This window comes from Nocardia niwae NBRC 108934 = DSM 45340 (assembly GCF_001613465.1).
GTDB lineage: Bacteria > Actinomycetota > Actinomycetes > Mycobacteriales > Mycobacteriaceae > Nocardia > Nocardia niwae.
The window spans coordinates 73,342-98,799 of the sequence record NZ_BDCK01000015.1 but is presented as its reverse complement, the minus strand read 5'-3'; the positions used below and the strand labels follow the sequence as shown (position 1 = coordinate 98,799).

The following is a 25,458-nucleotide window of genomic DNA, read 5'->3' as shown; positions in this document are numbered from 1 at the left end:
TAATCTCCTCATCGGGCGCAGACGGCGGCATCGAACAGCTTCGACACCGCGTCCGAGGCGGCCGTATCGACCGGGAGCTGATTGACCGTCACCACGACGGCGGTGCCGTCGGACGCCACGCCGTTGCGGGTTGCGAAGCCCGGGATGCTGCCGCCGTGGCCCCACACCTCCTTGCCACAGGAGACCGGGTGGTGAATCAGGCCGAGGCCGTATCCGGAACCGGGTTCGCCGCGGTCCCAGGGGATGGTCTGTTTCATCTCGGCCAATTGCGCTGCGCGCAGTAACTTCCCGGCGAGCAGGGCGGTGAAGAAACGGTTCAGGTCGTCGGGGGTGGAGACCATCGCGCCTGCGGTGCCCGCCCAGGACGGGTCCAGATCGGTGAAATCGATACGCCGGCTGTCGGTTTGCTGATATCCGCGCGGATGCGGCCCCCGGATGCCGATCTCGTGCGCATCGGGGAAGTAGGTGTCGCGCAAGCCCAGCGGTTCCAGGATGCGGCCGGCGATCTCGGCCTCCGCCGAGTGGCCGGTGATCTTCTCGATCAGCATGCCGAGCAGAATGTAGTTGGTGTTCGTATAGACCGAACGCTCCCCCGGTTCCAATCGGGGCGGCATCGACAGGGCGATTCGCACCAGGTCCGCGGGTTCGTAATGGGCCCAGCGGATTTCGTCGGCATCGGCCCGCAGCTGCGGGGTGCTCGCGGCAGCTGTCAGATCCGGATCGCCGCCGGCAAGGTAGTCCGGCAGGCCGCTGGTGTGCTGGAGCAGTTGGCGGACCGTGATGCGATTGCCGTCATTGCCATTGCCCTGCACGACGCCCGGTAACAAGCGTTCGATCGGCGCCTCGAGATCGACCTTGCCGTCGGCGGCCAGTTGCAGCACGACAGTAGCGACGAAGGTCTTGGTATTGCTGCCGATCCGGACTCGGGCGTCGTCGGCGATGGGCACTCCGGTGGCCAGGTCCGCCGCGCCGGCGGTCAGCACCCGGTGACCATCCGGGCCGTCGATGGTGACCTGCGCGCCCGGGAAACCGTTGCGGACCAGCGTGTCGAGAGCCTGAGTGACGGTCCGATACCTCTCCTTGCGGGTTGGTTCGCCGTCGCCGGTGTCGGTGCCGCATGCTTGGACTACGAGCGCGCCCAGCAGCCCGACACCGGCCAGCGCGATCCTTCGGCGATGTCGCCGCATTGCGCTCATGAAGACATTTCTCCTGTTCAGTTCGTGTTTTCGGCCAGATCGAGCGTAGGAAGCCGGATCCGCGCGGCCCATACCCCGCGCGCCCGAATCACGGTCGCGCGCGCTACCCGGCAGGAGGTAGCGCCAACACCACCATTGGGGACCGCGGTGACGACGCGGGCCCGGAACGACTGGGCCGAAAGTGCCGATGGCCTGACGCTTCCCCGGCGCCGCACGGGTCATCGATCCCCCACGGGGCCGCCTGGGAAAGCCCTGGTCAGCGGCCTGCCGGTGACGCCTGGCCCGCTCCTCACCCGCAGCCCGCCCAATGCGATGCGCCGTTGATGATCGCGGCCCGGGGTGTGACCAGTGCCCGGTCGACGGACGAGACGGGGACCGGCCTACGGCTTCGCGTCCGGCGTGTCGCTGAAGATTTGCCAAAGACTCGGCATTGGATGGAAGCCGACTGTTGACAAACGTCGAACTACTGGAGGTCGAGGTTGTGATCCGGCGATTTACTCGTTTCTCCGGCAACAGACGCAGCGGCACAGCTCGTGCGCTCGGTGTGATCGGCGGTGCAGCCCTCGGGTTGCTCCTGGCAACGATCGCCACCGCGGACCCACTGTATCCGCGCCCCGACCCGGATCCGTTCTACGCCGCCCCGGCGGATCTGGCGGCACACCAACCGGGCGAAGTGCTCGACGTGCGCGCGATGCCGCCGCTGGCCCTCTTCCCCGGCTCCACCGTCACACTGGTCAAGTTCCGATCCACCAACTCGCGTGGAGCGCCGATCGCGGCGACGACCACGGTTCTCACGCCCTTCGGCCGGCGGCCCGATGGGCCACTGCTGTCCTATCAGCACTTCATCAATGCGCTCGGCACCGACTGCGCGATATCGCACAAGCTGTACAGCGACGACCTGAATCTGGTGGCGACCACGCCGATCTTGAACGTGGTGCTGGCGCAGGGCTGGAGTGTCGCGCTGCCGGACCACCTCGGACCGCAGTTCGCTCTCGGGGCCGCGCGTCTGGGCGGCCAGATCGTCTTGGATGGCATCCGAGCAGTGCAGCGGCTACCCGCATTCGCCGTACAACACAGCCCAACGGTCCTGGCCGGTTACTCCGGCGGCGGCTTGGCCACCGCGTGGGCAGCCGCGTTGCAGCCGACGTACGCACCCGACCTGAAGCTCGCGGGCGCGGCAATCGGCGGTGCTCCGATGAATCTGGTGACCATCGCCGAGGCGCTGGGCTTGGACCCGCACCCTTCGTTCGGGTTGGCCATGGCGGCGGCGATCGGTCTGGAGCGGGAGTACCCGGACCGGCTGCCGACCAGCTCGTACCTCAACCCGCGCGGCCTCGAGGTCGGTGCGGCCATGGCCAACGGTTGCAGCAACGAAATCCTCATCGCGGGCATCAACGGCAGCGCGCGGGACTACGTCACCGACACCGCGATCTTCGACAACCGAGAAGCCCGGTCGGTGTTGGAGGAAAACAGCTTGGAACTCTACGTCGGGGTGCCGGAAATACCGATCTTCGAATGGCATTCGCCGGATGACCGGCAGATTCCGGTCGATGCGATCGACAACACCATGCGCCGTTGGTGCGCGGCGGGGGTGCGGGTGCAGACGTTGCGGGTGCCTACGGTCGAACCGGAGTCCGCGCTCGAGCATTTGACTCCAGCGGTCCTGGGAGCGCCCGCGGTGCTGCTGTGGCTCGAAGCCCGGGTTCGCGGCGAGCCCGCCCCGACCAACTGCTGAGGTGTCTCCCGCTCGCTTCGGTCGACGGATTACGAGTACGACAGGATCTGCGCCCGAGTGCGTCACCACCTGGCGATCTCACCAGTGGGTATCCGGCCTCGGTGATATCGAGGCCCTCATTAGCATCGATACGGCGAAAAAATCGAGGAAATCCGAGGGCCTGCGTTGACTACCGAACATCTTGACCGCTGGAACGCTCAGGAAGCCGCCGCTGAGGCGATGATTCCGATCATCGGCACGTTGTATCGCAGGAAAGGCGTGACGATCCTGCTGCACAGCCGGTCACTGGTGAACAAGTCGGTGATCAGCATCCTGCGGACGCACCGCTTCGCGAGGCAGATCGAGGGCGAAGAATTGTCGGTCGACCAGACCCTTCCCTTCCTGCAAGTGCTCAGCGAGCTGGATCTGGGACCCTGCAAGATCGATCTCGGTCAACTGGTCATGACCTACCGCACCGACGACCGGGGACTGTCGATCCGCGAGTTCACCGCAGCGGTGCTGGCGGAGGTGACCGACGGCAACAAGGCTCGGTCACCAGGCCCGAGAGATGTTGTCCTCTACGGCTTCGGCCGCATCGGTCGCCTGGTCACCCGCCTGCTCATCGAGAAGGCCGGATCCGGCAACGGGTTGAACCTGCGAGCCGTGGTGGTACGCAGAGGAGGCGACGACGACCTGGCCAAGCGCGCGTCGTTGCTTCGCCGGGATTCGGTGCACGGTCACTTCAACGGCACGATCAAGGTCGATACCGACAATGACACGATCACCGCGAACGGGAACGTGATCAAGTTCATCTACAGCGATGATCCGACGACGATCGACTACACCGAATACGGGATCGACGACGCCATCCTGATCGACAACACCGGCAGGTGGCGTGATCGTGCCGGGCTGTCGCAGCATCTGCGACCCGGCATCGCGAAAGTCGTGCTCACCGCGCCCGGTAAGGGCGACGTTCCGAACATCGTGCACGGCGTCAACCACCGCAGCCTGGACCTGTCGCAACGGATCTTCTCGTGCGCCTCGTGCACCACCAACGCGATCGTTCCGCCGCTCAAGGCCATGGACGACGAGTACGGCATCATCCGCGGGCACGTGGAGACGGTGCACTCGTTCACCAACGACCAGAACCTTCTCGACAACTATCACAAGGCGGACCGTCGCGGCCGGTCCGCGCCGTTCAATCTGGTGCTCACCGAAACCGGCGCCGCATCCGCGGTCGCGAAGGCACTGCCGGATCTCGAGGCCAAGATCACCGGCAACTCGATCCGGGTGCCCACCCCCGACGTATCCGTTGCGATCTTGAACCTGCAACTCCAGCGGAAAACGACGAAGAGCGATGTGCTCGAGTACCTCCGTCAGGTTTCGCTCGCCGGGCCGTTGAGCCGAAACCTCGATTACACCGCCGCCACGGACGTGGTTTCCAGCGACTTCATCGGATCGCGCGCCGCGTCGATCATCGACGCCAATGCCACCATCGTCGAGGACGACACGGCGATCCTGTATGTCTGGTACGACAACGAATTCGGCTACTCCTGCCAGGTGGTGCGGACGGTTCAGTACATCTCGGGCATCGAGTATCCGACCTACCCGCAGGCAGGCGCACAACTGGGCCCCGCCGCCGGCTCTCGCGTGTTGAGCGCGGTCGACGCGAGGTAGCTCGCGCAGACGAAATAGCGGTCGGCACCGGCGCCGGGCCCGTGCTCTCTTCGCGGGGGCTTCGGCTCCCGGTCCGATCGGCGCATGGTCTCGATGCGGACTTCCACCGGCCACACCCGTATGCGGGTTTGCGGGCGGGCATTCGGTCAATCCTGTTGATCGAAAGCCATGTGGGATAACCGGATCGGTTACCCTGCCAGCGAGTCAGGAGAGCTGCTCATGCCCGTCAGATACCGTCAGCGCAAATCCTTCGGGCCGCTGAAACTGAACTTCACCCAATCGGGTCTGTCCTCGTGGAGTATCAAGATCGGCCCGTGGTCCTGGAACTCCCGCAGTAAGAAGAACAGTGTCGACCTGCCGGGCCCGCTGAGCTGGCGTCAACGCTGAGCGGACCGGCCGGGCTGTATCCGCGTCGGCCCACTGCCATTTCGGGGACTGACGAATTCACGACGGAATCCACGTTTTTCCGACGACACGGTCGTCACCAGACGAGACACACGGTAATCGCCGCGGACGCTGACGGCGCCGTCACTCGCGATCGTGCCGCAAACCGGCGAGGATGATGTGTAGTGCGGCACGGAATTCGTCCTCGGGGTCGCTGTCCAGCGCGGCGTGGGCGATTTCGATCAGTTTCGCGAAGCGCGGGGCCGGCAGGCCGGTGATCCGGTCGGTGACCGTGCGGGCGTCGTCACCGCGTGCGGCCGCGAGCGGGCCTGCGAGTTCGGCTTGGGCCGAGCCGGCGATCACGCCCGACACCGCCCGGAACGCGATCAGCAGGCGGCGCCCGGACATGCCGCCGCGGGCGAGGGCACGCAGTAGAGCTTCGGCGGGCCGCAGCGTGTCCTCGTCGAGGCTGCGGCGGGTGAGGATCAGGGGGATGGCGTTGGGATGCGCGCGGACGGCGCGCCACGTCCCCACGGCGATCGCGGTGACTTGCTCCTCCCACCCGCCGCCCGGATCGGAGTCCCACCGCGCCTGGGCCATGACGGCGCCGGTGACGAGCTGTTCCAGGCCTTCCCGTCCGTCGACGTAGTTGTAGATCGTCATCGCGCCGGTACCGAGCGCGCCTGCCAGGCTGCGCATGGTCAAACCGGCCAATCCGTCATTGTCGACCAGCTCGAGCGCGGCGGTTTGCAGCTGGTCGAGCGTGAATTTGCGAGGCGCGGGCATCCCACTCCTTGATCAAGTACATCGTACGTGTTTAACTGTGGACGGTTTACGTACAACGTACCTGAATGGAGTGATGATGACCGTCCGCACATCCTTCCCGTCCGGCCGCGACACGTGCGCCGCGTGGCTGACCCTGCCTGCGGGTCCGGGCCCCCACCCGGCCGTCGTGCTCGTCCACGGCGGCGGAGCAACGCACGAGATGATGCTCGGCCAGTACGAGAAGTGGTTCTCCGAGGCCGGAATCGCCGTGGTGGCGTTCGACTTTCGCCATCTGGGCGAATCGGGAGGGCGGCCCCGTCAAATGATCAGCCAGCGACGCTATGCCGCGGACGTCGACGCGGCCCTCGCGTTCACTCGCGCCCGGCCCGAGATCGATGGCGGCCGAATCGCGCTGTGGGGAACGTCGTTCGGCGCCAGCCACGTTCTGACCGCCGCGGCTCGCCATGACGATCTCGCCGCCGCGGTCGTGCAGTGCCCCGTCTTCAGCGGGCGAGCGGTCGTCTCCCGGGCCGGAGTACGCCACCTGGCCCGGTTCACCGCACCGATCACCTCCGACCTGATCCGCGCCGCGCTGCGATTGCCTCGCAGGTACGTGCCGATCGTCGGGCGGCCGGGCGAACGGGCCTTCGTCGATCAGCCTGGCGCGCTGGAAGGCTGGCTGTCGGTCACTCCCTCCGAATACCGGTTCGACAACCGCATCACCGCCGCCTCCGGGCTGGGCATGCTGTTCTACAACGCCGCCTCCCGAGCGCCCCGCGTCCGGTGCCCGCTACTGGTGTGCGCCTGCGACCGGGAGAACCTCATCGATCCGGCGATCGCCGAGAAGGTCGCCGCCGCTGTCCCCCAGGGCACACTCGAACACTATGACGCCGACCATTTCACGGTGTATCACCCACCGGCTGTCGAAGACGTCGTCACCGACCAGATCGAATTCCTCCGCACCCACCTGTTCCCGGGCGAGTGACGCCGATGGCGACAACCGAGCGAAGGGAACGAACGCGGTCAGCGTGTGCTCCGGCCAGCGACTCCGCTGGAGGCGATCGTTCGTGCGTACCGCCACTGCTCCTCGTCCCCGCTGCGCGGCAGCGGCCTGCCGGTGACCGTCGCGTTTGTGGCGACCGATCCGGCACTGATCGACGGCTATGCCGAGGCCGGAGCGCAGCGCTTGCTCTTCGGCCTGCCGGCGCCCCGGAATCGGAGACAGTGCGTGCCCTCGATGAAATCGCGAAGGCAGCAGGCGCCCACCTGGGCTGAAGTCTTGCGAACGACCCCGCTCGGGATCGCTCGTGGCACCCGGATGACCCGGCCTCGCCTACGGCCGGATCGAGGCGCGACGACGGTCCCACCGCGCGGGGTCTTGCCTTGACATCGACGAGAAGGTTTACCGTTGCGACGCTGGGGCGCGAGGGCCGCATGCCGATTTTGGAATCCGCGCGAACGCGTCCGGGGATGTTCGAGACGGTGGCTTGCTACAACACCTGATGGAATATCCACCTCTCATTGTCGCGTTCATGATCGGGCGTCAGGTTGGGCATCAACTGTGGTCGATTGTTGAAGTAGATGCCGATTACGGATCTGTCATCACTGGTGGCGATCGGGGATATCTCGGGGAACTCGGGCAGATCCCAGCCGAAACGCTCGGCGCCACACATCAGTTGGCCATTCGAACCGGTGGCCGAGAGATAACCGCCGGTTTTCGTGTTGACGATGTCCAAGTCATCCTCTTCGGCATTGACCAGTACGTTCCACAACTGGGCGGCATCCTCGGGCGCACGTTGCTGCAAGGTCACACTATCCCCGTGGCCGTCGACCCCGAGGGCCTGTCCGGTGTCGTAATTGATGATCTGATATTTGGTAGTCATGGTCTCGTCCTCACTGTGTGAGCGCACCGCTACCCAGCGCGACACCGGCGGTGACGCTGCCCTGATCTCGTAGTCTTCCTCCACGGCGAATCGCCGAGAGCGAGTACAGCAGAATCGGCCGGACGCCGAAGCGAATTCCGTCGACTGGATCCTGATTGCGATCAAACGACTCCGCTCCGCGGTAATTCATCCGAAAGAGGTGAGGGAAGCGCCGGGGGCGTATTCATATGCTGCCACCGTGCGAGCGTCCGAAGAGCCACAACACGTTCTGCTCCGGTGACCGATCCGCACCACGAAGCGGCGCGATCTCCGCTGCAATTCGGCGAGGGGCGCGCCTCGATTCCCCGTGCGCCGAGCGCACCCCTGAAGGGAGACGACCGATGACCGATACCGGCATGCAGACCAAGCGCAAGACCGTGTCTTTGTCCTCGTTGACCGAACAGCGGCAACCCGTCGACCGCAGCTCGCCCGGCTGGTACAAGCTGTACAACGACACGGACGTATACGTGTCGGTCTACCGGCAGGAATGGGACAAGCCCAAATCACTGTTCGTCCTGGCTCCGGGCCAGACCAGCTCGGAATACGAGGCCGGACATGAGATCTACATCTTGTGGATGACCAATGTCGGCACCGAATCGACGCCGATCACCTGGGACAGTTCCGGCGGGTTCAGCATCGAGTACGTGCAGAGCGGGTATACGCAGTCGAACCAAGTGAACAACGTGAGCTCCTTCGGATAGGGGTGCGCGTCGAAGCGGCGTCTGTGTCCCTGCTGAAGATCTCGGCGGCGGGCGTGTGCCACTCGGTAGGTGACGCGGTCGCCGTCTACGGCCCGTGGAGCTGCGGGATGTGCCCGCCGTGTGGGGCCGGCGAGCAGAACTACTGCCTGCGCGCGGCCGAGCCGGGCATATTTCCGCCGCGTCGCGACGGAGGGCGACGGGTCGATCGTCCGTATCGCGGGCGGCACCCTGCCGATCGGCTACGGCGTTCTGTCGTTCGAGGTCAGCGTGATGGCGCCGTACCGACGATTTGGCCGAAAGTATTGATTTTCTGACCTCGAGTGTTTGACGGCGATCTCTGTCCAGGCCATAGCGTCGTCACCATGAGCACACCTTCGATCGTCATCATCGGTACCGGTTTCGGGGGGCTCGGCATGGCGATGGAACTCCAGCGGGCGGGCCTGGACGATGTCACGATCCTGGAGCGAGCCGAGGACGTCGGCGGCGTCTGGAGGGAGAACACCTATCCCGGCGCGGGCTGCGACATCCCCTCGCCGCTGTACTCCTACTCGTACGCACCGCGCACCGATTGGCCGAAGCGGTTCTCCCAGCAGCCGGACATTCTCGCCTACCTGCGTGGCATCGCCCGCGACCACGACCTGCTGCCCAAGATCCGGTTCCGCAGCGAGGTCACCGAAGCGGAGTTCGACGACGCCGCCGGACGCTGGACCGTGCGCACCGCCGACGGCGCCCAGCTGACCTGCGATGTGCTGATCTCCGCGGTCGGGCAGCTCTCGCGGCCAGCGCTGCCGGACATCCCCGGGGTGGAGACCTTCCGCGGTACCGCCTTCCATTCCGCCGAGTGGGATCACCAGGCCGATTTGACCGGCAAGCGGGTGGCGGTCATCGGCACCGGCGCGAGCGCGGTGCAGTTCGTGCCCGCGATCGCGCCTTCGGTGGCGCACCTGACGCTGTTCCAGCGCTCGGCGGCGTGGATCATGCCGAAGCCGGACGTCGAGTACAAGGCCTGGCACCATCGCGCCTTCCGGCTGCTGCCGCCGACCCGCCTCACCGAGCGCTTCGCGTTCTGGCTGTTCTGCGAGTTCCTCGCCCTCGGTATCGTCGACGTGCCGATCATCCGCAAACTGGTGACGCGGATCGGCCTGCGCCATCTTCGGCGCCAGGTGGCGGACCCGGACCTGCGCGCCGAGCTGACCCCGGACTACCCGGCCGGCTGCAAGCGGGCGCTGTTCTCCAACGACTACCTGCCCGCGCTCACCCGGCCCAACGTGACGGTGGAGACCACTGCGATCACCGAGGTCACCCCAGAGGGCGTGCGCACTGCCGACGGCGTGCTGCACGAGGTGGACGCGATCGTCTACGGCACGGGCTTCAAGGGGACCGAATTCCTCTGGCCCATGCAGGTCTCCGGACGGGGCGGGCGCAAGCTGGCCGACGAGTGGGCGCAGGGCGCCAGGGCGTACCAAGGCATCACGGTGCCCGGCTACCCGAACCTGTTCCTGATCTACGGCCCGAACACCAACCTCGGCGTCGGTTCGATCGTCTACATGATCGAATCGCAAGCCCGCTACATCCGCCAGGCGGTCCAGCGGCTCGCCGAGCGGCCGGGCCACGTACTCGAGGTGCGTCCCGACATCGAGGCCCGCTTCGATCACCGGCTGCAACAGCGCCTCGACCGCACGCCGTGGAACTTCTGCTCGAGCTGGTACCGCAACGCGGCCGGGCGGATCACCAACAACTGGCCGGGCACCGTCACCAGCTACCGGTGGCACACGCGCAAGCTCGATCCCGCGGACTTCGACGCGAGGCTCGTCTCGTGACCCGGCCCGCCTCGTCCCCGGCAGCAACTTCGACAAGTGGTGGAGATCAGATGACGTTCGACTACGACGTGGTGGTCGTCGGTTCCGGCTTCGGCGGCAGCGTGACCGCGCTGCGCCTGACCGAGAAGGGTTACCGGGTGGGCGTGCTCGAGGCGGGCAGGCGCTTCGCCGACGACGAATTCGCCGAAACATCCTGGGACGCGCGCAAGTACCTGTGGGCTCCGGCCCTCGGCTGCTTCGGCATCCAGCGGCTGACGCTGCTGAAGGACACCTTCATCATGGCGGGGGCGGGCGTCGGCGGTGGCTCGCTGGTCTACGCGAACACCCTCTACGAGCCGCCGGACCGGTTCTACCAGGACCGCCAGTGGGCCCACATCACCGACTGGAAAGAAGAACTCGCCCCGCACTACGACCAGGCCAAGCGGATGCTCGGCGTGACGACCAACCCGGCGACCACGCCGTCGGACCGCGTGCTGGCCGAGATCGCCGAGGAGATGGGCGTCGGAGCGACCTACCGCAGCACCCCCGTCGGCGTCCTGTTCGGCGGCAAGGGGACACGCCCCGGTCAGGAGGTGGCCGACCCGTTCTTCGGCGGCGTCGGACCGGCCCGCAGCACCTGCACGCACTGCGGCGAGTGCATGACCGGTTGCCGCCACAATGCCAAGAACACCCTGGTCAAGAACTACCTCTACCTCGCCGAGCAGGCCGGTGCGACGGTGCATGCGCTCACCACGGTGACCGATGTGCGCCCCCTGCCCGGCGGTGGTTACGAAATCGCCACCGTCCGCACCGGCCGCTGGGTGCGCAAGGCTCGCCGGAAGTTCACGGCCGAGCAGGTCGTCTTCGCAGCGGCCGCACTGGGCACTCAGAAACTGCTGCACCGGCTCCGTGATCGCGGTTCACTGCCGGACATCTCGCCGCGGCTGGGCGAGCTCTCGCGCACCAATTCCGAGGAACTGCTCTCGGTCCGCAGCCGCCGCAAGGACTCCGACTTCACCAAAGGGGTGGCGATCACCTCCTCGATCCACCCGGACGACGACACCCACATCGAGCCGGTGCGCTACGGCAAGGGCAGCAACGCGATCGGTCTCATCGGCACCGCCATGATCGACCCGGACGGGCGCACGCCGAAGCTGCGCCTGTGGGCACGCACGATGCGCGAGCTCGGCCGCGACGCCCTCCATCTGCAGAACCCGCGCGGCTGGTCGGAACAGATGATCGGGCTGCTGGTGATGCAGTCGGTCGACAACTCCATCACCACCTACACCAAGCGCGGCCTCTTCGGCCGCACGATGACCACCAAACAGGGTGTGGGCGAACCCAACCCGACCTGGCTTCCGGCCGGGCACGAGGTGGCGCACCGGGTCGCCGACAAGATCGACGGCATCCCGGGTGCCGGCTGGAGCGCGCTGTTCGACATCCCGATGACCGGGCATTTCATCGGCGGCTGCGTCATCGGGGAGTCCCCGGACACCGGGGTCGTCGATCCCTACCATCGGATGCACGGATACCGGGGACTGCACGTCATCGACGGCTCGACCATCTCGGCCAACCTCGGGGTGAACCCGTCGCTCACGATCACCGCGCAGGCCGAACGCGCGGTTGCCCTCTGGCCGAACAAGGGCGAGCCGGATCCGCGTCCCGAGCCGGGCGCTCCCTACCGGCGCATCGCACCCGTGCCGCCCCGCGACCCGACGGTCCCGGCCGATGCCCCCGCGGCGCTGCGGTTGCCGATCGTCGAGATCAAAGGGCCGCCCACCCGCTCCGCACCGACCGCCGACACACACGGCTGATCCGACATCGGGGTCAGGTGGTGACCTGGTGTTCGGTCAACGGCGCGAGCCCCGCTCCCGCCGGGTCCGACAGCCGTGCTACGCCCCCTTACCGGCAACAGCAATGCCGCGATGGGTCCGCAGACTCGAGGCCGACGCCGTGACACCAGTCGATGTCGGTGGCACTCCGCCGCCCAGGCGTCGAGCGCGAATGGCCGGCGCACCTGGATGAGGAGGCGACGGGCAGACGCCACTCCGGTTACACCGGGACGCCACCGTAGGTGCGCCGGTATTTCGCCTGGAGGAACGACAGGACGCCGAATGCCATCAGGCCGAGCGACACCGCGATGAGCAGCCAGGGGCCCAAGGCGCTGTCGGCGACCGTTGCGGCGCCATCGATACCTGTCAGCACTTCGGACAAAGCTCATGGTTCTCACCTCTCCATGAACCGTATTGCCCACTTCGGGTGGAATAACCGCGACGAAATCATCCGAGGTCGCCGAACGGCGCAGCCGGACGAGCCACCATGCCGCTCAAAACATTCCGCTCACTTCGCGGCAGTCAGGTACTCCCCGACGGCTCGCCGGGCGCTCTCCGCCGCGGACTCCATGGTGGACGGCAGTTCGGTCCTGGTCCAGTCGCCGGCGAGGAAGAGCTCTCGGATGGGTGTCGTCTGGCTCAGCCGCGGCGACTCGAAGCCGGGATGGGCGGGGAAACTGGCCTGCGGCTGGTGAATCACCCTGTTGTGCAACACTTGCGCGGTGCCGGGCCTCCGGATAGTGCTGGTGCAGCGATGCCTTCGCCCTGCCGATGAAATCCTCGTTGCGCAGATGTACGACATCCCAGGACGCGCTGACCACCGGCGATGGCAGTACCCGTTTCGGCGATCGCCGTCGTGCATGCCGGTGGCGTCGAAGACCCACTCGACCGTGGAGGCCCTCAGGTTCTCGGCCGGATTCGATTCCGAGTTCCAGCGCTGTGCGCCGGGAGAATTCATGGTCTTCGGCTTCCCGTCGCCGGAACAGCCATGTAAACCGTGCTGCCCGGCACTCCGGCGTCCGCCCGGTTCCGCGCCATCGATTCTGCCGAATAGACCAGAACCGTCGTTTACTTTCAGCTATCGTCGGCGCCAGAGCAAACGCTCTGCGGGACCCCGGGGACGCCGGCGCGTGGCCGGATGGCCAGGGAGCCCGCGCAGGCCGGGCGGCCGGGCATCGACCGCCATGTTCCACCGAGGAGCCGCATGTACCCCGGCGCACACGTCGACCGATTCCCTGACAAACCGGCTATCATTCGCGCCGAGACCGGCGAAGGTCTGACCTATCGGGAACTCGAGGAGAACTCGGTCCGACTGGCCCGGCACTTGTACGACGCGGGGCTGCGCAAGGGCGAGCACGTGGCGCTGCTGTCCGGAAACGACCCGAAGATCTACGAGGTCTACTGGGCGGCACTGCGAACCGGGCTTTACATCACCGCCGTCAACCGGCATCTGTCGCCGAGCGAGATCGCCTACATCGTCAACGACTGTGGCGCCAGGGCCCTGATCGTGTCGGCCGGTCTCGCCGACGCCGCCGAGCAGATCGTGGCGCAGACCCCCGCGGTCGACATCCGTCTTGCCTTCGACGGTCCGGTGCAGGGTTACAAGTCCTACGAGGACGCCCGGGCCGCCGCGTCCCCCGAGCCCCTGCCGGACCAGCCGCGCGGAGCGGACATGCTCTATTCCTCGGGCACCACAGGGCGTCCCAAAGGCATCGAACAGCCCCTGCCGGACCGGCAGGTCGGCGACGCGCCGGGCGACGCCTACACCGCGATCTTCGGCCCGCTCTACGGTTTCGACACCGACACGGTCTACCTCTCCCCCGCCCCGCTCTATCACGCCGCGCCGCTGCGCTTCGGCGGCGTGGTCCACGCGCTCGGCGGAACGCTCGTGATCATGGAGAAGTTCGACGCCGAACAGGCGTTGGCCGCCATCGAGCGCTACCGGGTGACCCACAGCCAGTGGGTGCCGACCATGTTCGTACGGATGCTGAAACTGGACGAGACCGCCCGCGCCCGCTACGACGTGTCCAGCCTGCGGGTGGCCGTGCACGCGGCCGCACCGTGTCCGGTCGACGTGAAGCGGGCGATGATCGACTGGTGGGGCCCGATCCTGCACGAGTACTACGCCTCCACGGAGGCCAACGGCGCCACCTTCATCGACAGCGAGCAGTGGTTGCGCAAACCGGGCTCGGTCGGCACCGCCGGCCTGGGAACGATCCGGGTGTGCGGCGACGACGGCGCGGAACTCCCCACCGGGGAGATCGGCACCATCTACTTCGAACGCGACGCGGCTCCCTTCGCCTATCACAACGACCCCGAGAAGACGGCCGAGGCGGTCCACCCGGACCACCCGGCCTGGACGACCACCGGCGACATCGGCTACGTCGACGAGGACGGTTATCTGTTCCTCACCGACCGCAAGGCCTTCATGATCATCTCCGGCGGCGTGAACATCTACCCGCAGGAAGTGGAGGACGCGCTCGCCCTGCATCCCGCGGTGCTCGACGTGGCGGTGATCGGCGTGCCCGACGAGGAGATGGGCGAATCCGTCAAGGCCGTCGTCCAACCGGCGCCGGGCGTCGAACCCGGCCCCGACCTCGCGGCGGAGCTGCGCGACTATCTGCGCGACCGCATCGCCCACTACAAGGTGCCACGGAGTTTCGACTTCGCCGACGACCTGCCTCGAACCCCCACGGGGAAGCTGGTCAAAGGCAAACTCCGCCAGCGGTACACGTGAGTTACCCGGAGCGCTACGCCGCGAAGGTGAGGTCGGCGGCCTGGCCTGCGCGCTCGATCAGGCGTGCGACGGCCTCCGCGACCTGGCCGGGCCGCTCCAGGATCACGGAGTGACCGGCGCCCTCGACGATCACGAAATCCGAGTACTCGACGGCGGCGGCCATCGCGATGGAATGCGACGGTGGCGTCATCAGGTCGGCGGAGCCGCACAGCACCAAGGTGGGGATCCGGGAGAGGAGCGCGAGCGCGTCGGTTCGGTCGTAGACCATGAAGTCGCTCAAGAAGCTCGCCATCGTGACGATCGGCGTCTCGTTGCGCATCGCGTTGGCCAGGGCGAGCACCCGCGTGCTGACCTTGCGATCACCGAACTCCGCGGTACGGATGAGCGGAGCGAACAGACGGCAGGCCAGCAGCTTCGCGTGGTGCATCGCCCCCGGGGCGCGGCGGACGGCCGCCTGGAACGCGGAGACGACCGGATTGCGCAGCAGACGGCCGAACCCGGCGTCGGCGAGCCCGTCGGCAGCGGTCGCGAGGAGAGCCACGCCGACGACCCGGGTGCCGATCTCGTGCGGATTCTGACCGGCATAGGTGAGCGCGGTCATGCCACCCATCGAGTGGCCCGCGAGGACGACCGGTCCGGTGGGGGCCACGGCGTCGAGAACGACCCGCAGATCCCGGCCGAGCTGGTCGAGGTTGTAGGTCCGCCGGGAGGCCGTGGCGGATTCGCCGTGGCCACGGTGGTCGTAGCAGACGATCCGGGCGCCGGTGTATCGGCGCAGCAACTCCGCGCGGACGTAGGTCCAGGATTCGGTGCGCAGGCAGTGTCCGTGCAACAGGACGACGGTGAGGTCCGCGTTTCGCGGGCCGTATTCGCGGACCGCGAGCGCCACGCCGTCTTCGGTCCAGACCGTGGCACGCCGTTCCGCGGTGGCGGCGATGCTGCTGAGAATCGACATGGGATGCTCCGGTTCGCTGGCGATGACACGTCCTACTGTCCGCCGTCCGCGCCGCCGCAGGCAGGCCCCCGAGTGCTGGGCTCAGATCCCCAAGGGGTGGGCCGATCACCACCAAGGTGGGGCGGCCTGCACGGAGCGGCTCGCAGTGATGTCCGCGCCGGCGAGGAAAGGCGCGGCTAGTTCTCCGGATCGACGCCGAGCAGATCCAGGGCGAAGTCGCCGTACTGCGTGGCCACTTCCTCCGGCGTCGCCCGGCCGGACTCTCGGAACCACTGGGGAATGGCGGTGCACATGGTGGCGATGGCTCGGCCCGCCGCCCGGATGTGGGGACTCGCGACGCGGCCCTCGGCGTGAGCCTCGGCGATCGCGTCGTCCAGGATGGCTTGGATGTCGCGGCGAGAGCGGGCGATGCGGGCGCGTTCACTCGGCGAGAGGCTGCGCATCTCGCTGGCGCCGATGAAACCGAGATCGCGGCGATGGGTGTGGAACAGGGCCAGCGCTTCGACGATCAGGCGCACCCGGTGGATGCTGTCGCGGCCTTCGGCGCGGGCGGCGCGCACTCGCCAGTGCAATTCGTCCATGGTCAGGTCCAGGATGCGAACCAGCAGGTCGTGCTTGTCGCGATAGTGGTGGTAGAGCCCGGGAACGCTGGTGCCCGCCCGCCGGGCGAGGGCGCGCACGGTCGTGCCGTGATAGCCGAACTCTACGAACGAGGCGAGGGCGGCGGCCAGCACCGGGTCGACGTCCAACGGGGCGAACTCACGCCAGCCGCCGGGCGCGCCCGGCTCGGCGACCGACCGGCGGCGGCTCGGCGGAGCCGCGGTGGAAGCGCCGCCGAGCAGGTGGGCGACCGGCACGCCGAGCACCTCGGACAAGAGGGTGAGCCGGGCGATCGAGATCCCGGTCTTACCTGTCTCCACGGCGCTGAGCGTTGCGGGACTCACCTCCAGACGGCGAGCCACTTCACGCAGCGACAGGCCGGTGGCACGGCGCGCGCGCCGGATCGCCTCGTGCGGCGCAGCGGTCCCGTTCTCCATAATGTTTAGAATATCTGAACATCAGAAGATGTCCATTTCTCGATCCGATTCATGCTCTGTGGAAGCTTTGACAGCGCTTACCGGCAGTGAGACAGTGTTCAGATGGAGCGATCGTTCGGTCGAATGACGAGCTCCGGAAATCGAGGAGGAATGCGCGATGCCGATCGATCTGACCTATTCCGACGAGGTCCGGGCGCTCACCGAGCGCACTCGTGAATTCGTGCGGGAGACGGTGCTGCCGATCTCGGACGAACACAACGGCGACATCACCGCCGCGGGGGGCGACGGACTGCGTGTCACGCTGAACAAGCTGGCGCGCGAAGCCGGGGTCTTCGCGCCGCACGCGCCCCTCGAATACGGCGGTCACGGATTGTCGATGTCGGATCGCGCGCCGGTGTTCGAGGAAGCGGGTTACTCGCTGTTCGGTCCGACGGCGCTCAATATCGCCGCGCCGGACGAAGGCAACATCCACATGCTCGCCCACATCGCCGACCCGGAGCAGAAGTCGCGCTATCTGGAACCGCTCGCGCGGGGCGAGGTGCGTTCGGCCTTCGCGATGACCGAGCCCGCCCCCGGCGCCGGCTCCGACCCGGCTGCACTGGCCACCCGCGCCGTGCGCGCCGACGGCGGCTGGCGGATCAACGGCCACAAGCACTTCATCACCGGCGCGGATGGCGCCGGCTTCTTCATCGTGATGGCGCGGACCTCCGGCGTGCCCGGGCAGCGGGGCGGCGCGACCATGTTCCTGGCTCCCGCCGACACTCCCGGCCTGCGCGTGGGCAGGCACATCACCACGCTGGACCGGGCCATGATCGGCGGCCACTGCGAGGTCTTCTTCGAGGACATGATCGTTCCCGATGAAGCGGTGCTCGGCGCGGTCGACCGCGGTTTCGAATACGCCCAGGTCCGGCTGGGGCCGGCCCGCATGACGCACGTGATGCGCTGGCTCGGCGCGGCGCGGCGCGGCCACGACATCGCCGTCGAGCGGGTCGCTCAGCGCGAAGGCTTCGGAGCGCGCATCGGCGATCTCGGCATGGCGCAGAAGATGATCGCCGACAACGAGATCGACATCGCCGCCACCCGTGCGCTGCTGGTGCGCGCCTGCTGGGAACTCGACAACGGGGAGCACGCGGGCAACGCCACCTCGATCGCGAAGACCTTCGCCGCCGAGGCGATCTTCCGCATCGTCGACCGGAGCATCCAGTTGTGCGGCGGCCTCGGCGTCTCCGACGACCTGCCACTGGCCCGCCTGTCCCGCGAAGTGCGGCCGTTCCGCATCTACGACGGGCCTTCCGAGGTACACCGGTGGGCTATCGCCAAGCGCGCGGTCAGCGCCGCCCGCCGGGCGGCGGCCGACAGGTCTTGACCCGCAGGCGGGCCCGGCTCGCCACACCACCGAAGAGCAGGACCCTCGCCTCCGGGGTCCATAGACTTCGGGTAGCACCGGCCGATTCCCGAGCGTGTCACTACGGGTCAGGTCTTCGCGCACCTGCGGATCTTCACCGCCAAGACATCCGAGGACGGAGGTCGTCGCCCACACCTCGTTGACCCGACCGTGCTCCCGGATGATCGAGAGGAGAGCTGTATGTCAGCGCACGACCGCCGATACCTCATCCTGCTGCGTCCGGGTGATCTCGCCGACGACGCCGCGCTCACGGCGATCCGGTCGGAATTCTTCGACTGGCTGAGGAGAACCGGCGCCGAAGTGGTTCAGGACGGCGGCGCGAATCGCTTGGTCATTCTGTCGGCGCCCGAGACCGCCGAACGGGTGCGGGACCTCGACTACGTAGTCACCGTCGAGCCGTACTCCTGAGCAGCGCCCCGCCCGAGCCCGCCGCGTTCGCCCGAGGTCCTCGCCCGAGCGCCACCGCCTCGGCAGGAAGGTCTCGGACACACGCCCGCCGCCGCCGGTGTCGACCGGCGGCGGCGGGGTGTCTGCGGTAGGACGAAACGGCGTGCGCTTACCGTCCGTGCTGATGTGCGGACTGGCGGGCTTCGTCGACGTCCGCCTCGGCACGAGCCTTCTCGGCCGCGGCTTCCTTGCCGGCCGCCTCGCGCTGCGATTCCGCCTTGTCCTGCTGCGCGCGACCTTCGTCCTTGAGGTCCTGGTGACCGGTGACGGTGCCGGCCGCTTCCTTCACCTTGCCCTTGACGTCTTCGACGACGCCTTCGGCGCCTTCACGAGCACCGCTTCCGTGTTCCGCCACAACAACCTCCTGGAATATCGGAACAAGCTGACACTTGGCGCATACCCGGGAGACCGGCCTCGAACCAGCCACGGCGATAAAGTTCGGCACCACGGGCGTGTCGCGCCCGGCGGCGTCAGCGCTGCGGGGTGGTTTCGGTCGGCCCCCGCCGGTACCGCGTCATCGTGAGCCGCTGCTCGCGGTCGTCGTACTCCGGGATCGGCAGCGGGAACCAGTGGCTGCCGTCGAGCCAGGCCTGCCCGAGCAGCGCAACCGGCTTCTGCAGGATGTTGACCCCCTTGCCGTACGGCGGGCTCCCGCACGCGCCCACCGGCGCCCCGTCGATGAAGAATTCGACACGCTGGTCGGTAAGACGGACGGCGTGATCGTCCGACAGCAGCGCCGGGTCCAGCGGCGTGATCTGCGGTACGAGTTCACCGCCCCGCTCGACCATCAAGAAGAAGCCGCGGGGCAGGTCCTGCCCCGGGCCATTGAAGATCGGCCGGGTTGCTCCCACCGTGGCCATGACGGTGCTGAGAACCACACTGGTCACTCCGCCCGCCGCCTTGATCGTCTTCCGGCCGTGTGCACTGCTCACCGATCTTCTCCCCTAGCCGAGTACCGCGGCGCGGCTGTAGCGGCCGTCGGCCTCCTCGCTCCGCATCCCACGTCGGGGCGGCTCGGCCGATACGGTGATCCCGGTTCGGAACTGTCCACGCGGTCATGCTCACCGCCATGGCGGTGATGTGGAGTGACACCGGCCGGACGCTGTCCGCCGGGCAGTGGCGTCTACTCTTCGCTGCCCTCGCAGCGAACTACGTAGGCCCTCGCCACTGATGATCGTCCCGCCCGCGGCGCCCGAGTCGATCGCCGAGCCTACGCCTGCACCTCCGTACCACCGAGCCCCGACACTGTCAGCTCGACGGGTTCCCTCGGCTGATCAGGGCGGAACACGCAGCGCGTACACGTGTAGATCGTGGGCATGCACTCGTTGCAGTGCACGCAGGCCGACCGGGTCGACGCATCGGACTGGATGCGCCGCAACAAGTTCGGCTCACGGAGCAACGCACGGGCCATGGCGACGAACTCGAAGCCTTCGGCCATGGCGAGCCGCATGGTGTCCAGATTCGTGATGCCGCCGAGCAGAACCAGCGGCATCGACAATTCCCGCCGGAAGTGCCGGGCTCGCTCCAGCAGATACGCCTCGCGGTACGGGTACTCCTTCAAGAAGGCTTTGCCGACCACCCGGAAGCCCCAGCGCGCGGGCACCGGCAGCACGTCGCCGAACGACCGCCGGGGAGCGTCGCCGTGGAACAGCAGCATCGGATTGAGCAGTGAACTGCCCGCCGTGAGTTCCAAGGCGTCCAGGCTGCCGTCGGCTTCCAGCCACGCGGCGACCTGCACCGACTCGGGCACGGTGAGCCCGCCCCGCACGCCGTCTTCCATATTCAGTTTCGCCGTCACCGCGAGGCGGCCGCCCACGGCGTGCCGCACCGCAGCGGCGATCTCGCGCGCCAGACGCGCACGGTTGGCCAAGCTGCCGCCATACCGGTCCGTGCGGCGGTTCAGCTTGGGACTCAGGAACGAGCTCACCAGATAGTTGTGTCCGAAGTGGATCTCGACCGCGTCGAAGCCGGCCTCCTCCGCCAGCCTCGCCGCATCCGCGTGTGCGGCCACGACCTCGCGCAGGCCGTGCTCGTCGGGGCTTCGCATCATGCGCATCGAGAGGGGGCTGAACATCCGGCTCGGCGCCAGCGCCGGAGCACGGTTGGAGGCCGCGTTCGCCACCGGGCCCGCATGGCCGAGCTGCGCGCTCACCGCGGCGCCCTCGCCATGGACGGCGTCGGTGAGCCTGCGCAGCCCCGGCACCGCATCGGGACGCATCCAGATCTGGTGCCGGTCGGTCCGTCCACCGGGAGCGACAGCGCAATAGGCCACCGTCGTCATCCCGACGCCACCGGCGGCCACCTCGCGATGGAACTCGATCAGTTCGTCGGTCACCACCGCGTCCGGCGTACGACCCTCGAAGGTCGCGGCCTTGATCACCCGATTGCGCAACGTGATCGGCCCGAGCCGGGCCGGTGCGAATACGTCGTTCATCATTTCTCTCCTGTCGGCGCGGTCAATCCGGCCACCACGAATTCCCGGAGGGTGGCCACCGCCTCCTGGGACAACTCCCGGTGCTCCGCGCTGCCGAACCGCATGATGACGAGGTCGAACGCCAGCATCCACCGGCGCCTGCTCTCGCGTTCACTCAGGCCCGGCAAAAGGCTCACCCACGCATCGATGCGGAACCAGGGCTGACGCCACTCCGTCACATGCCTGCCGAGGACGAATTGCGCCAGCAATCGCAGGTGCAGACGGCCCACCGGATCGGCAGCCAACTCGACGAAAGGTTCGATGACCGCGTCGACCACCTCGCCGATCGACCCGTGGGCGCCGGTTACGGCGGCCAGACGGTCCGCCCACACCGGTCCGAGCCGCTCCTCGAGCAACGCGGCGACCAGGGCGTCCTTCGACCCGAAGTGGTAGTGCACCGCCGCCGGATTCGCCCCGGCATGCGCGCAGATCCCCCGCACCGACACCTCGTCGTACCGGCCTTCGAGCAGCAGGCGTTCGGCGGCTGTCAGCAAGCGATCGCGCGTGGTCGCGGCTTCGGAGACCGGTTTCGGCATGCGCACAGTCAAGCACGTTTCCAACGGTGATTCAATCATTGATTGAAACGTTGCCGGGCATTCCGCCGCGAGCCTCCGCCAGAAGACTTCGTCCTGCCCGCGAGGTCGTCGGCGAACGGAACTGATCGGTGACTTTCGTTGTCTCACCGCCGCCCGCGCGAACCACGCAGGGGCCGACTCGATCGGCTACACGCCGATATCGGCCGACCGACCCACGCGCCGCAAACCGGTGCGGGCACCAGGCGGCCGACACCGGTGGCGACGTTGGGATCGACGACCCCGCCCGAGGAAGCCGAGCCGGGCCTCCTCCGTAGGGCGAAGATGAAGAACGAGCAGCCCTCCGGACTCCCCGCCGGTTCAGCGTCGACCGTGGGCAGCGGATTCGGCCGGCGCCGGCGCGCGTGCCCTACGAACCGGCTCCGCTCGCCCCTGGTGAGCTCCAGCGCGGCGTGGGCGGGTACGCGCCTTCAGCTCCCTCTTCCTGGCGCAGCCGAGCGGGCCGGGCGGCGCGGTCCCTGGCTCAGGAGTTGCCGGCGATGATGACTTCGGGAATGCCGGTGCCTAGCGGCACCGGTCGGCACACGGGCGCCGGGCTGCTCGGCTCCAGCACGGTCAGCAGCAACTCCTGCACGAACGGGTCGTACACCATATGGAAGTGCCCGGTGAGATCGGCGGGACACAGGTCCTGCAGGGCTATGTTCCGCGCGCCGGGCCCGCGCAGCGCGATGTTCTCGAACGGCTGGATCATCTCGTCGACGCGGCTGCCGACGGTCACGTACCGCACGCCGGGCACCGTGTCGCCGCCCTCGTTGAGATCGAGCATGATCGGCGACCCTTCGGCCTGCTGCACCGCGGCGAGCGAAGTCACCTGGGCGAACGCCTGCAAAGCGCCGGGAATCGCCTGGGCGACCGGCACCAGTCCGTACATGACTCCGCCGTAGGTGGGCGAGGCGAGGCCGACCCACTGCTCGACCTTGGGCGCACCGCCCAGCTTGTTGACGTAGTACCGAGTCACGTTGGCGCCTTGGGAGAACCCGACCAGATCGACCTTGGCCGAGCGGGTCGCCGCGAGCACTTGATCGACGAACGCACCGATCTGATAAGCGCTGAGCACCAGATCCTCGGTACCGTAACTGTCCGCGCCGGGCTTGCCGCCGTAGTTCATCGCGAACACGCAGAATCCGGCCGCGGTGAGCCGCGGTGCTATCCCCGACCAGTCGGAATAGGCCGTGGAGTCGGTCCCGTGCGCGAGCACCACAGGACGGGGGTGACGGGCGCTGGGCACGCAGCCGAAGTCGTTGGTACCACCGGGGACCGCGTTCGGGTGGCTCTTCTGATACCAGGCGGCGGCCAAGTGATCGGACTGCGGCGGGCCCGCGTTGGTCGGCACGTCGGGCGGGCGAAGGCCGGACGGCTCGGCCGACGCCACGCCCGGCCCCAGCGCGGCCGCACCGGCGACCACGAGGGCCAGCACGGCGCGACGCAAGTGTGAACTACCCCAAGCTCCCGCTCGACTCGGCTGTCGCATCTCACAATGATCCCTCCGATCGACTCGAAATGCGCGCGGTATAGGGGTGTTTCGCCTCCCCTACTTCTCGGGGGTCTCGTCCTCCGCGAGGATGCGGTAGAGGGACTTGCGGGTCTCGGTCAGCAACTCCGCCGCACGCGCCGCCTGCTGCGGCGTGCCGGCCGCCGCGACCTGCGCCACCGCCCCCATCAACTGTCCCACGAGGGCGCGCAGATCCATCGCCTGAGCACCGACGTCCTGCTGCACGTCTGCCCAGGGATCGCCCAGCTCGTCGCGGTGCGCGGCGACATACTCGGTACCGGTCTCGGTGAGCTTCGCCGTCTTGCGCCCGGCGACCTTTTCGATGAGGACCAGGCCCTCGTCTTCCAGCTGCGCCAGCGCGGGGTAGATCGAGCCGGGACTCGGACGCCAGATGTCGTTGCTGCGCTCGCGGATCTGCTGGATGAGTTCGTATCCGTGCATCGGCTGCTCGGCAAGGAGCAACAGCACGGCGGCGCGGACGTCACCCCGCCTGCCCCGGCCGCCGCGTCCGCGTCCGCGACCGAAGTGCGGACCGAAGCCAGGGCCGAATCCGGGACCGAAGCCAGGGCCGAACTCGGGACCGAAGCCGTGACGTCCGCCGCGGCGGAAGCGCCGCCCGTGTTCGAAGCCTTCCGGACCCGGCATCGGCCTGCGGCCACGCCGGCCGAATTCGCGAAATTCTTGGTTTTCCATGTCAGCCTCCCAGGGCTCTCGGGTTCGATTCACACTATCGACGATATATCGGCAATGCATCGAACGCAAGGTTCGATTTCGCACCCTGACCCCCCGCCCGAGTGTCAGCCCACCAGCGAGTCGATCCAACGCGACAGCCGCGCGCCTTCGGTGACCATGAGTTCCGGATCGCGAAAAGTATTGGTGAGCAGCGAGATACCTTGATAAGCCGCGACGTAGGCGATCGCGAGCTCGCTAGCGTCGACGCGTCCCATCGCGGCGAACTGCCGTTCGGCCCAATCCACCAGGACACGCATCACATCGGCGGCCGCGGTATCCAATCCGCCACCCCGCTTGTCCAGCTCCGACGACAGGGTGCCGAACGGACAGCCGTAACGCACGGTCTGCTCGCGATCGGCGACCCACCCCGCGATCAGGGCTTTCAGTCGCTCCGCAGGAGTCTCACTCCGGTCGCTCGCGGCGATCACGGCATCGAGGATGCGCGCGTGCGAGCCGATCGCCGCCTCGATCAGCTGGTCCTTGGTCTTGAAGTAGTAGTAGACGTTGCCGACCGGAACCTCCGCGGCGCGGGCGATGTCCGCGATCGTCGTCTTTTCCACGCCCTGCTGATAGAACACCCGCACGGCGGCTTCGATCAGCCGTTCCCGCTTGCCGAGCTTGGTCTCCGCCACTGAGTCAGTCACACAACTAACTGTAGACAGCGCGGGCCAGACCGGCTAGGTTGTATTTAGTCAGCCAACTAACTTAGGAGATGACCATGATCGTGATCACCGGAGCGACCGGCAACATCGGCGCGCCCCTCGTGCGCCTGCTGGCGGACGCAGGCGAGGAGGTGACAGCCGTCGCGCGGCATACGGATCTCTCGCTGCCCGACACAGTCCGCTCGGTTCGGGCCGATCTCGGCGAGCCGGAAAGCCTCTCCCCCGCCGTCGCGGGGGCCGACACCCTGTTCCTCTTGATCACCGGTGAGCAGTTGGTGGCAGGCCCGGAACCGGAGCAGGTGCTGAAGGTCGCCGCGGCGGGTGGTGTGCGGCGCATCGTCTTCGTGTCCTCGCAAGGCGTCGCCACTCGCCCGGACGCGGCGGGCTATGCCCGGCTCGTCGCCTACGAACAGGCGATCAAGGACTCCGGGCTGGCCTGGACCTTCCTGCGCCCGGGCGGGTTCTTCTCCAACACCTACGCGTGGGCGGATTCGGTGCGCACGCAGCGTCTGGTCGCCGCGCCGTTCGGCGATATCGGTCTTCCCTCGATCGATCCCGCCGATATCGCCGCCGTGGCGGCGGCGGCGTTGCGCGACGACCGGCACGCCGGACAGGTCTACACCCTGACCGGACCCGAACTCGCCACACCGCGGAGCCAGGCCGCGGCACTCGGCGAGGCGCTCGGCGAGCCGCTGCGATTCGTGGAACTGACTCGGGCGCAGGCGCGTTCGGCAATGCTCGAGTTCATGCCCGAACCGGTGGCCGAGCACACGCTGACGATCCTCGGCGAGCCGACCGCCGACGAACAGCAGATCAGCCCCGACGTGCCGCGCGTGCTCGGGCGGCCGGCTACGCATTACGCCGACTGGGCCGTTCGTAACCGGGCGGCCTTCGCCTGACGCTCGGCGGAGCGCTGGGCCGCCGGTTCGGCGATG

Annotated in this window: 25 protein-coding genes; 11 read left to right on the top strand and 14 right to left on the bottom strand. The window is 67.7% G+C overall.

Features of this window, described 5'->3' with window-relative positions:
- Positions 1-8 precede the first annotated feature (8 nt).
- Complete coding sequence (locus NNI01S_RS04310) at positions 9-1,196, bottom strand: serine hydrolase domain-containing protein (protein ID WP_063017710.1); 1,188 nt, start codon at positions 1,194-1,196, stop codon at positions 9-11.
- A 484-nt stretch (positions 1,197-1,680) separates the two neighbouring features.
- On the opposite strand from NNI01S_RS04310, the gene NNI01S_RS04305 reads away from it, so the two are divergent.
- The 3 genes from NNI01S_RS04305 to NNI01S_RS04295 all read left to right on the top strand — a co-directional run bounded on the left by NNI01S_RS04305 (position 1,681) and on the right by NNI01S_RS04295 (position 4,974).
- Complete coding sequence (locus NNI01S_RS04305) at positions 1,681-2,931, top strand: lipase family protein (protein ID WP_439956116.1); 1,251 nt, start codon at positions 1,681-1,683, stop codon at positions 2,929-2,931.
- Positions 2,932-3,096: 165 nt separating this feature from the next.
- Positions 3,097-4,587, top strand: a complete 1,491-nt coding sequence (locus NNI01S_RS04300; RefSeq protein ID WP_063017706.1) for a glyceraldehyde-3-phosphate dehydrogenase — start codon at positions 3,097-3,099, stop codon at positions 4,585-4,587.
- 219 nt (positions 4,588-4,806) lie between these two features.
- A complete protein-coding gene (locus NNI01S_RS04295) occupies positions 4,807-4,974 on the top strand; it encodes a DUF4236 domain-containing protein (RefSeq protein WP_084488582.1) in 168 nt (55 codons plus the stop codon).
- Positions 4,975-5,115: 141 nt separating this feature from the next.
- On the opposite strand, the gene NNI01S_RS04290 is transcribed toward NNI01S_RS04295, so the two are convergent.
- The gene (locus tag NNI01S_RS04290) at positions 5,116-5,757 is read right to left on the bottom strand and encodes a TetR/AcrR family transcriptional regulator (RefSeq protein WP_063017703.1); all 642 of its coding nucleotides are present in this window, start codon (positions 5,755-5,757) and stop codon (positions 5,116-5,118) included.
- Positions 5,758-5,794: 37 nt separating this feature from the next.
- Between NNI01S_RS04290 and NNI01S_RS04285 the strand changes: the two genes are divergently transcribed.
- On the top strand, positions 5,795-6,721 hold the full coding sequence (locus tag NNI01S_RS04285) for an alpha/beta fold hydrolase (RefSeq protein ID WP_494407700.1): 927 nt from the start codon (positions 5,795-5,797) through the stop codon (positions 6,719-6,721).
- A 505-nt stretch (positions 6,722-7,226) separates the two neighbouring features.
- Here NNI01S_RS04285 and NNI01S_RS04280 read toward each other — a convergent pair.
- Positions 7,227-7,646 (bottom strand): RICIN domain-containing protein, encoded by a 420-nt coding sequence (locus NNI01S_RS04280; protein ID WP_501193587.1) that lies wholly within the window; start codon positions 7,644-7,646, stop codon positions 7,227-7,229.
- A 353-nt stretch (positions 7,647-7,999) separates the two neighbouring features.
- Here NNI01S_RS04280 and NNI01S_RS35865 point away from each other — a divergent pair, with 353 nt between their 5' ends.
- The 3 genes from NNI01S_RS35865 (at position 8,000) to NNI01S_RS04265 (ending at position 11,972) form a co-directional block, all read left to right on the top strand.
- Complete coding sequence (locus NNI01S_RS35865) at positions 8,000-8,359, top strand: hypothetical protein (RefSeq protein ID WP_063017701.1); 360 nt, start codon at positions 8,000-8,002, stop codon at positions 8,357-8,359.
- 362 nt (positions 8,360-8,721) lie between these two features.
- Positions 8,722-10,179, top strand: coding sequence for a flavin-containing monooxygenase (locus tag NNI01S_RS04270; protein ID WP_063017700.1), 1,458 nt, complete (start codon positions 8,722-8,724; stop codon positions 10,177-10,179).
- Positions 10,180-10,229: 50 nt separating this feature from the next.
- Positions 10,230-11,972 (top strand): GMC family oxidoreductase, encoded by a 1,743-nt coding sequence (locus NNI01S_RS04265; RefSeq protein WP_063017698.1) that lies wholly within the window; start codon positions 10,230-10,232, stop codon positions 11,970-11,972.
- 238 nt (positions 11,973-12,210) lie between these two features.
- On the opposite strand, the gene NNI01S_RS34255 is transcribed toward NNI01S_RS04265, so the two are convergent.
- Positions 12,211-12,363, bottom strand: a complete 153-nt coding sequence (locus NNI01S_RS34255) for a DUF1206 domain-containing protein (RefSeq protein ID WP_245676000.1) — start codon at positions 12,361-12,363, stop codon at positions 12,211-12,213.
- Between the two features lie 135 nt (positions 12,364-12,498).
- Positions 12,499-12,702, bottom strand: coding sequence for an FAD-dependent oxidoreductase (locus NNI01S_RS35200; protein ID WP_169812921.1), 204 nt, complete (start codon positions 12,700-12,702; stop codon positions 12,499-12,501).
- Between the two features lie 492 nt (positions 12,703-13,194).
- On the opposite strand from NNI01S_RS35200, the gene NNI01S_RS04255 reads away from it, so the two are divergent.
- Positions 13,195-14,727, top strand: a complete 1,533-nt coding sequence (locus tag NNI01S_RS04255; RefSeq protein ID WP_063017693.1) for an acyl-CoA synthetase — start codon at positions 13,195-13,197, stop codon at positions 14,725-14,727.
- A 13-nt stretch (positions 14,728-14,740) separates the two neighbouring features.
- Here the strand turns inward: NNI01S_RS04255 and NNI01S_RS04250 are convergent, their stop codons facing one another.
- Positions 14,741-15,682: an alpha/beta fold hydrolase gene (locus tag NNI01S_RS04250; protein ID WP_063017684.1), complete on the bottom strand. Its 942-nt coding sequence runs from the start codon at positions 15,680-15,682 to the stop codon at positions 14,741-14,743.
- Positions 15,683-15,858: 176 nt separating this feature from the next.
- Positions 15,859-16,719: a TetR-type transcription factor C-terminal domain-containing protein gene (locus tag NNI01S_RS04245; RefSeq protein WP_063017682.1), complete on the bottom strand. Its 861-nt coding sequence runs from the start codon at positions 16,717-16,719 to the stop codon at positions 15,859-15,861.
- A 157-nt stretch (positions 16,720-16,876) separates the two neighbouring features.
- Here NNI01S_RS04245 and NNI01S_RS04240 point away from each other — a divergent pair, with 157 nt between their 5' ends.
- Positions 16,877-18,085 (top strand): acyl-CoA dehydrogenase family protein, encoded by a 1,209-nt coding sequence (locus NNI01S_RS04240; RefSeq protein ID WP_063017680.1) that lies wholly within the window; start codon positions 16,877-16,879, stop codon positions 18,083-18,085.
- 219 nt (positions 18,086-18,304) lie between these two features.
- Complete coding sequence (locus NNI01S_RS04235) at positions 18,305-18,532, top strand: hypothetical protein (RefSeq protein WP_063017678.1); 228 nt, start codon at positions 18,305-18,307, stop codon at positions 18,530-18,532.
- A gap of 148 nt (positions 18,533-18,680) precedes the next feature.
- Here NNI01S_RS04235 and mbp1 read toward each other — a convergent pair whose 3' ends face one another.
- From mbp1 to NNI01S_RS04200, 7 genes are all read right to left on the bottom strand, one after another.
- Positions 18,681-18,926, bottom strand: coding sequence for a microaggregate-binding protein 1 (gene mbp1, locus NNI01S_RS04230; protein ID WP_063017676.1), 246 nt, complete (start codon positions 18,924-18,926; stop codon positions 18,681-18,683).
- 115 nt (positions 18,927-19,041) lie between these two features.
- Positions 19,042-19,503 carry a hypothetical protein gene (locus NNI01S_RS04225; RefSeq protein WP_063017674.1) on the bottom strand — a complete coding sequence of 154 codons (462 nt, stop codon included), beginning with the start codon at positions 19,501-19,503 and terminating at the stop codon, positions 19,042-19,044.
- 278 nt (positions 19,504-19,781) lie between these two features.
- Positions 19,782-21,005, bottom strand: coding sequence for an NADH:flavin oxidoreductase (locus NNI01S_RS04220; RefSeq protein WP_063017672.1), 1,224 nt, complete (start codon positions 21,003-21,005; stop codon positions 19,782-19,784).
- On the bottom strand, positions 21,005-21,580 hold the full coding sequence (locus NNI01S_RS04215; protein ID WP_063017670.1) for a TetR/AcrR family transcriptional regulator: 576 nt from the start codon (positions 21,578-21,580) through the stop codon (positions 21,005-21,007). The genes NNI01S_RS04220 and NNI01S_RS04215 overlap by 1 nt, the downstream gene beginning before the upstream one ends.
- 520 nt (positions 21,581-22,100) lie before the next feature.
- Positions 22,101-23,108 carry an esterase/lipase family protein gene (locus NNI01S_RS04210; protein ID WP_084488460.1) on the bottom strand — a complete coding sequence of 336 codons (1,008 nt, stop codon included), beginning with the start codon at positions 23,106-23,108 and terminating at the stop codon, positions 22,101-22,103.
- Positions 23,109-23,168: 60 nt separating this feature from the next.
- Positions 23,169-23,822 (bottom strand): PadR family transcriptional regulator, encoded by a 654-nt coding sequence (locus tag NNI01S_RS04205; protein ID WP_063017668.1) that lies wholly within the window; start codon positions 23,820-23,822, stop codon positions 23,169-23,171.
- A 104-nt stretch (positions 23,823-23,926) separates the two neighbouring features.
- The gene (locus tag NNI01S_RS04200) at positions 23,927-24,505 is read right to left on the bottom strand and encodes a TetR/AcrR family transcriptional regulator (protein WP_245675966.1); all 579 of its coding nucleotides are present in this window, start codon (positions 24,503-24,505) and stop codon (positions 23,927-23,929) included.
- 74 nt (positions 24,506-24,579) lie between these two features.
- On the opposite strand from NNI01S_RS04200, the gene NNI01S_RS04195 reads away from it, so the two are divergent.
- Complete coding sequence (locus NNI01S_RS04195) at positions 24,580-25,422, top strand: NAD(P)H-binding protein (RefSeq protein WP_063018670.1); 843 nt, start codon at positions 24,580-24,582, stop codon at positions 25,420-25,422.
- Positions 25,423-25,458 lie beyond the last annotated feature (36 nt).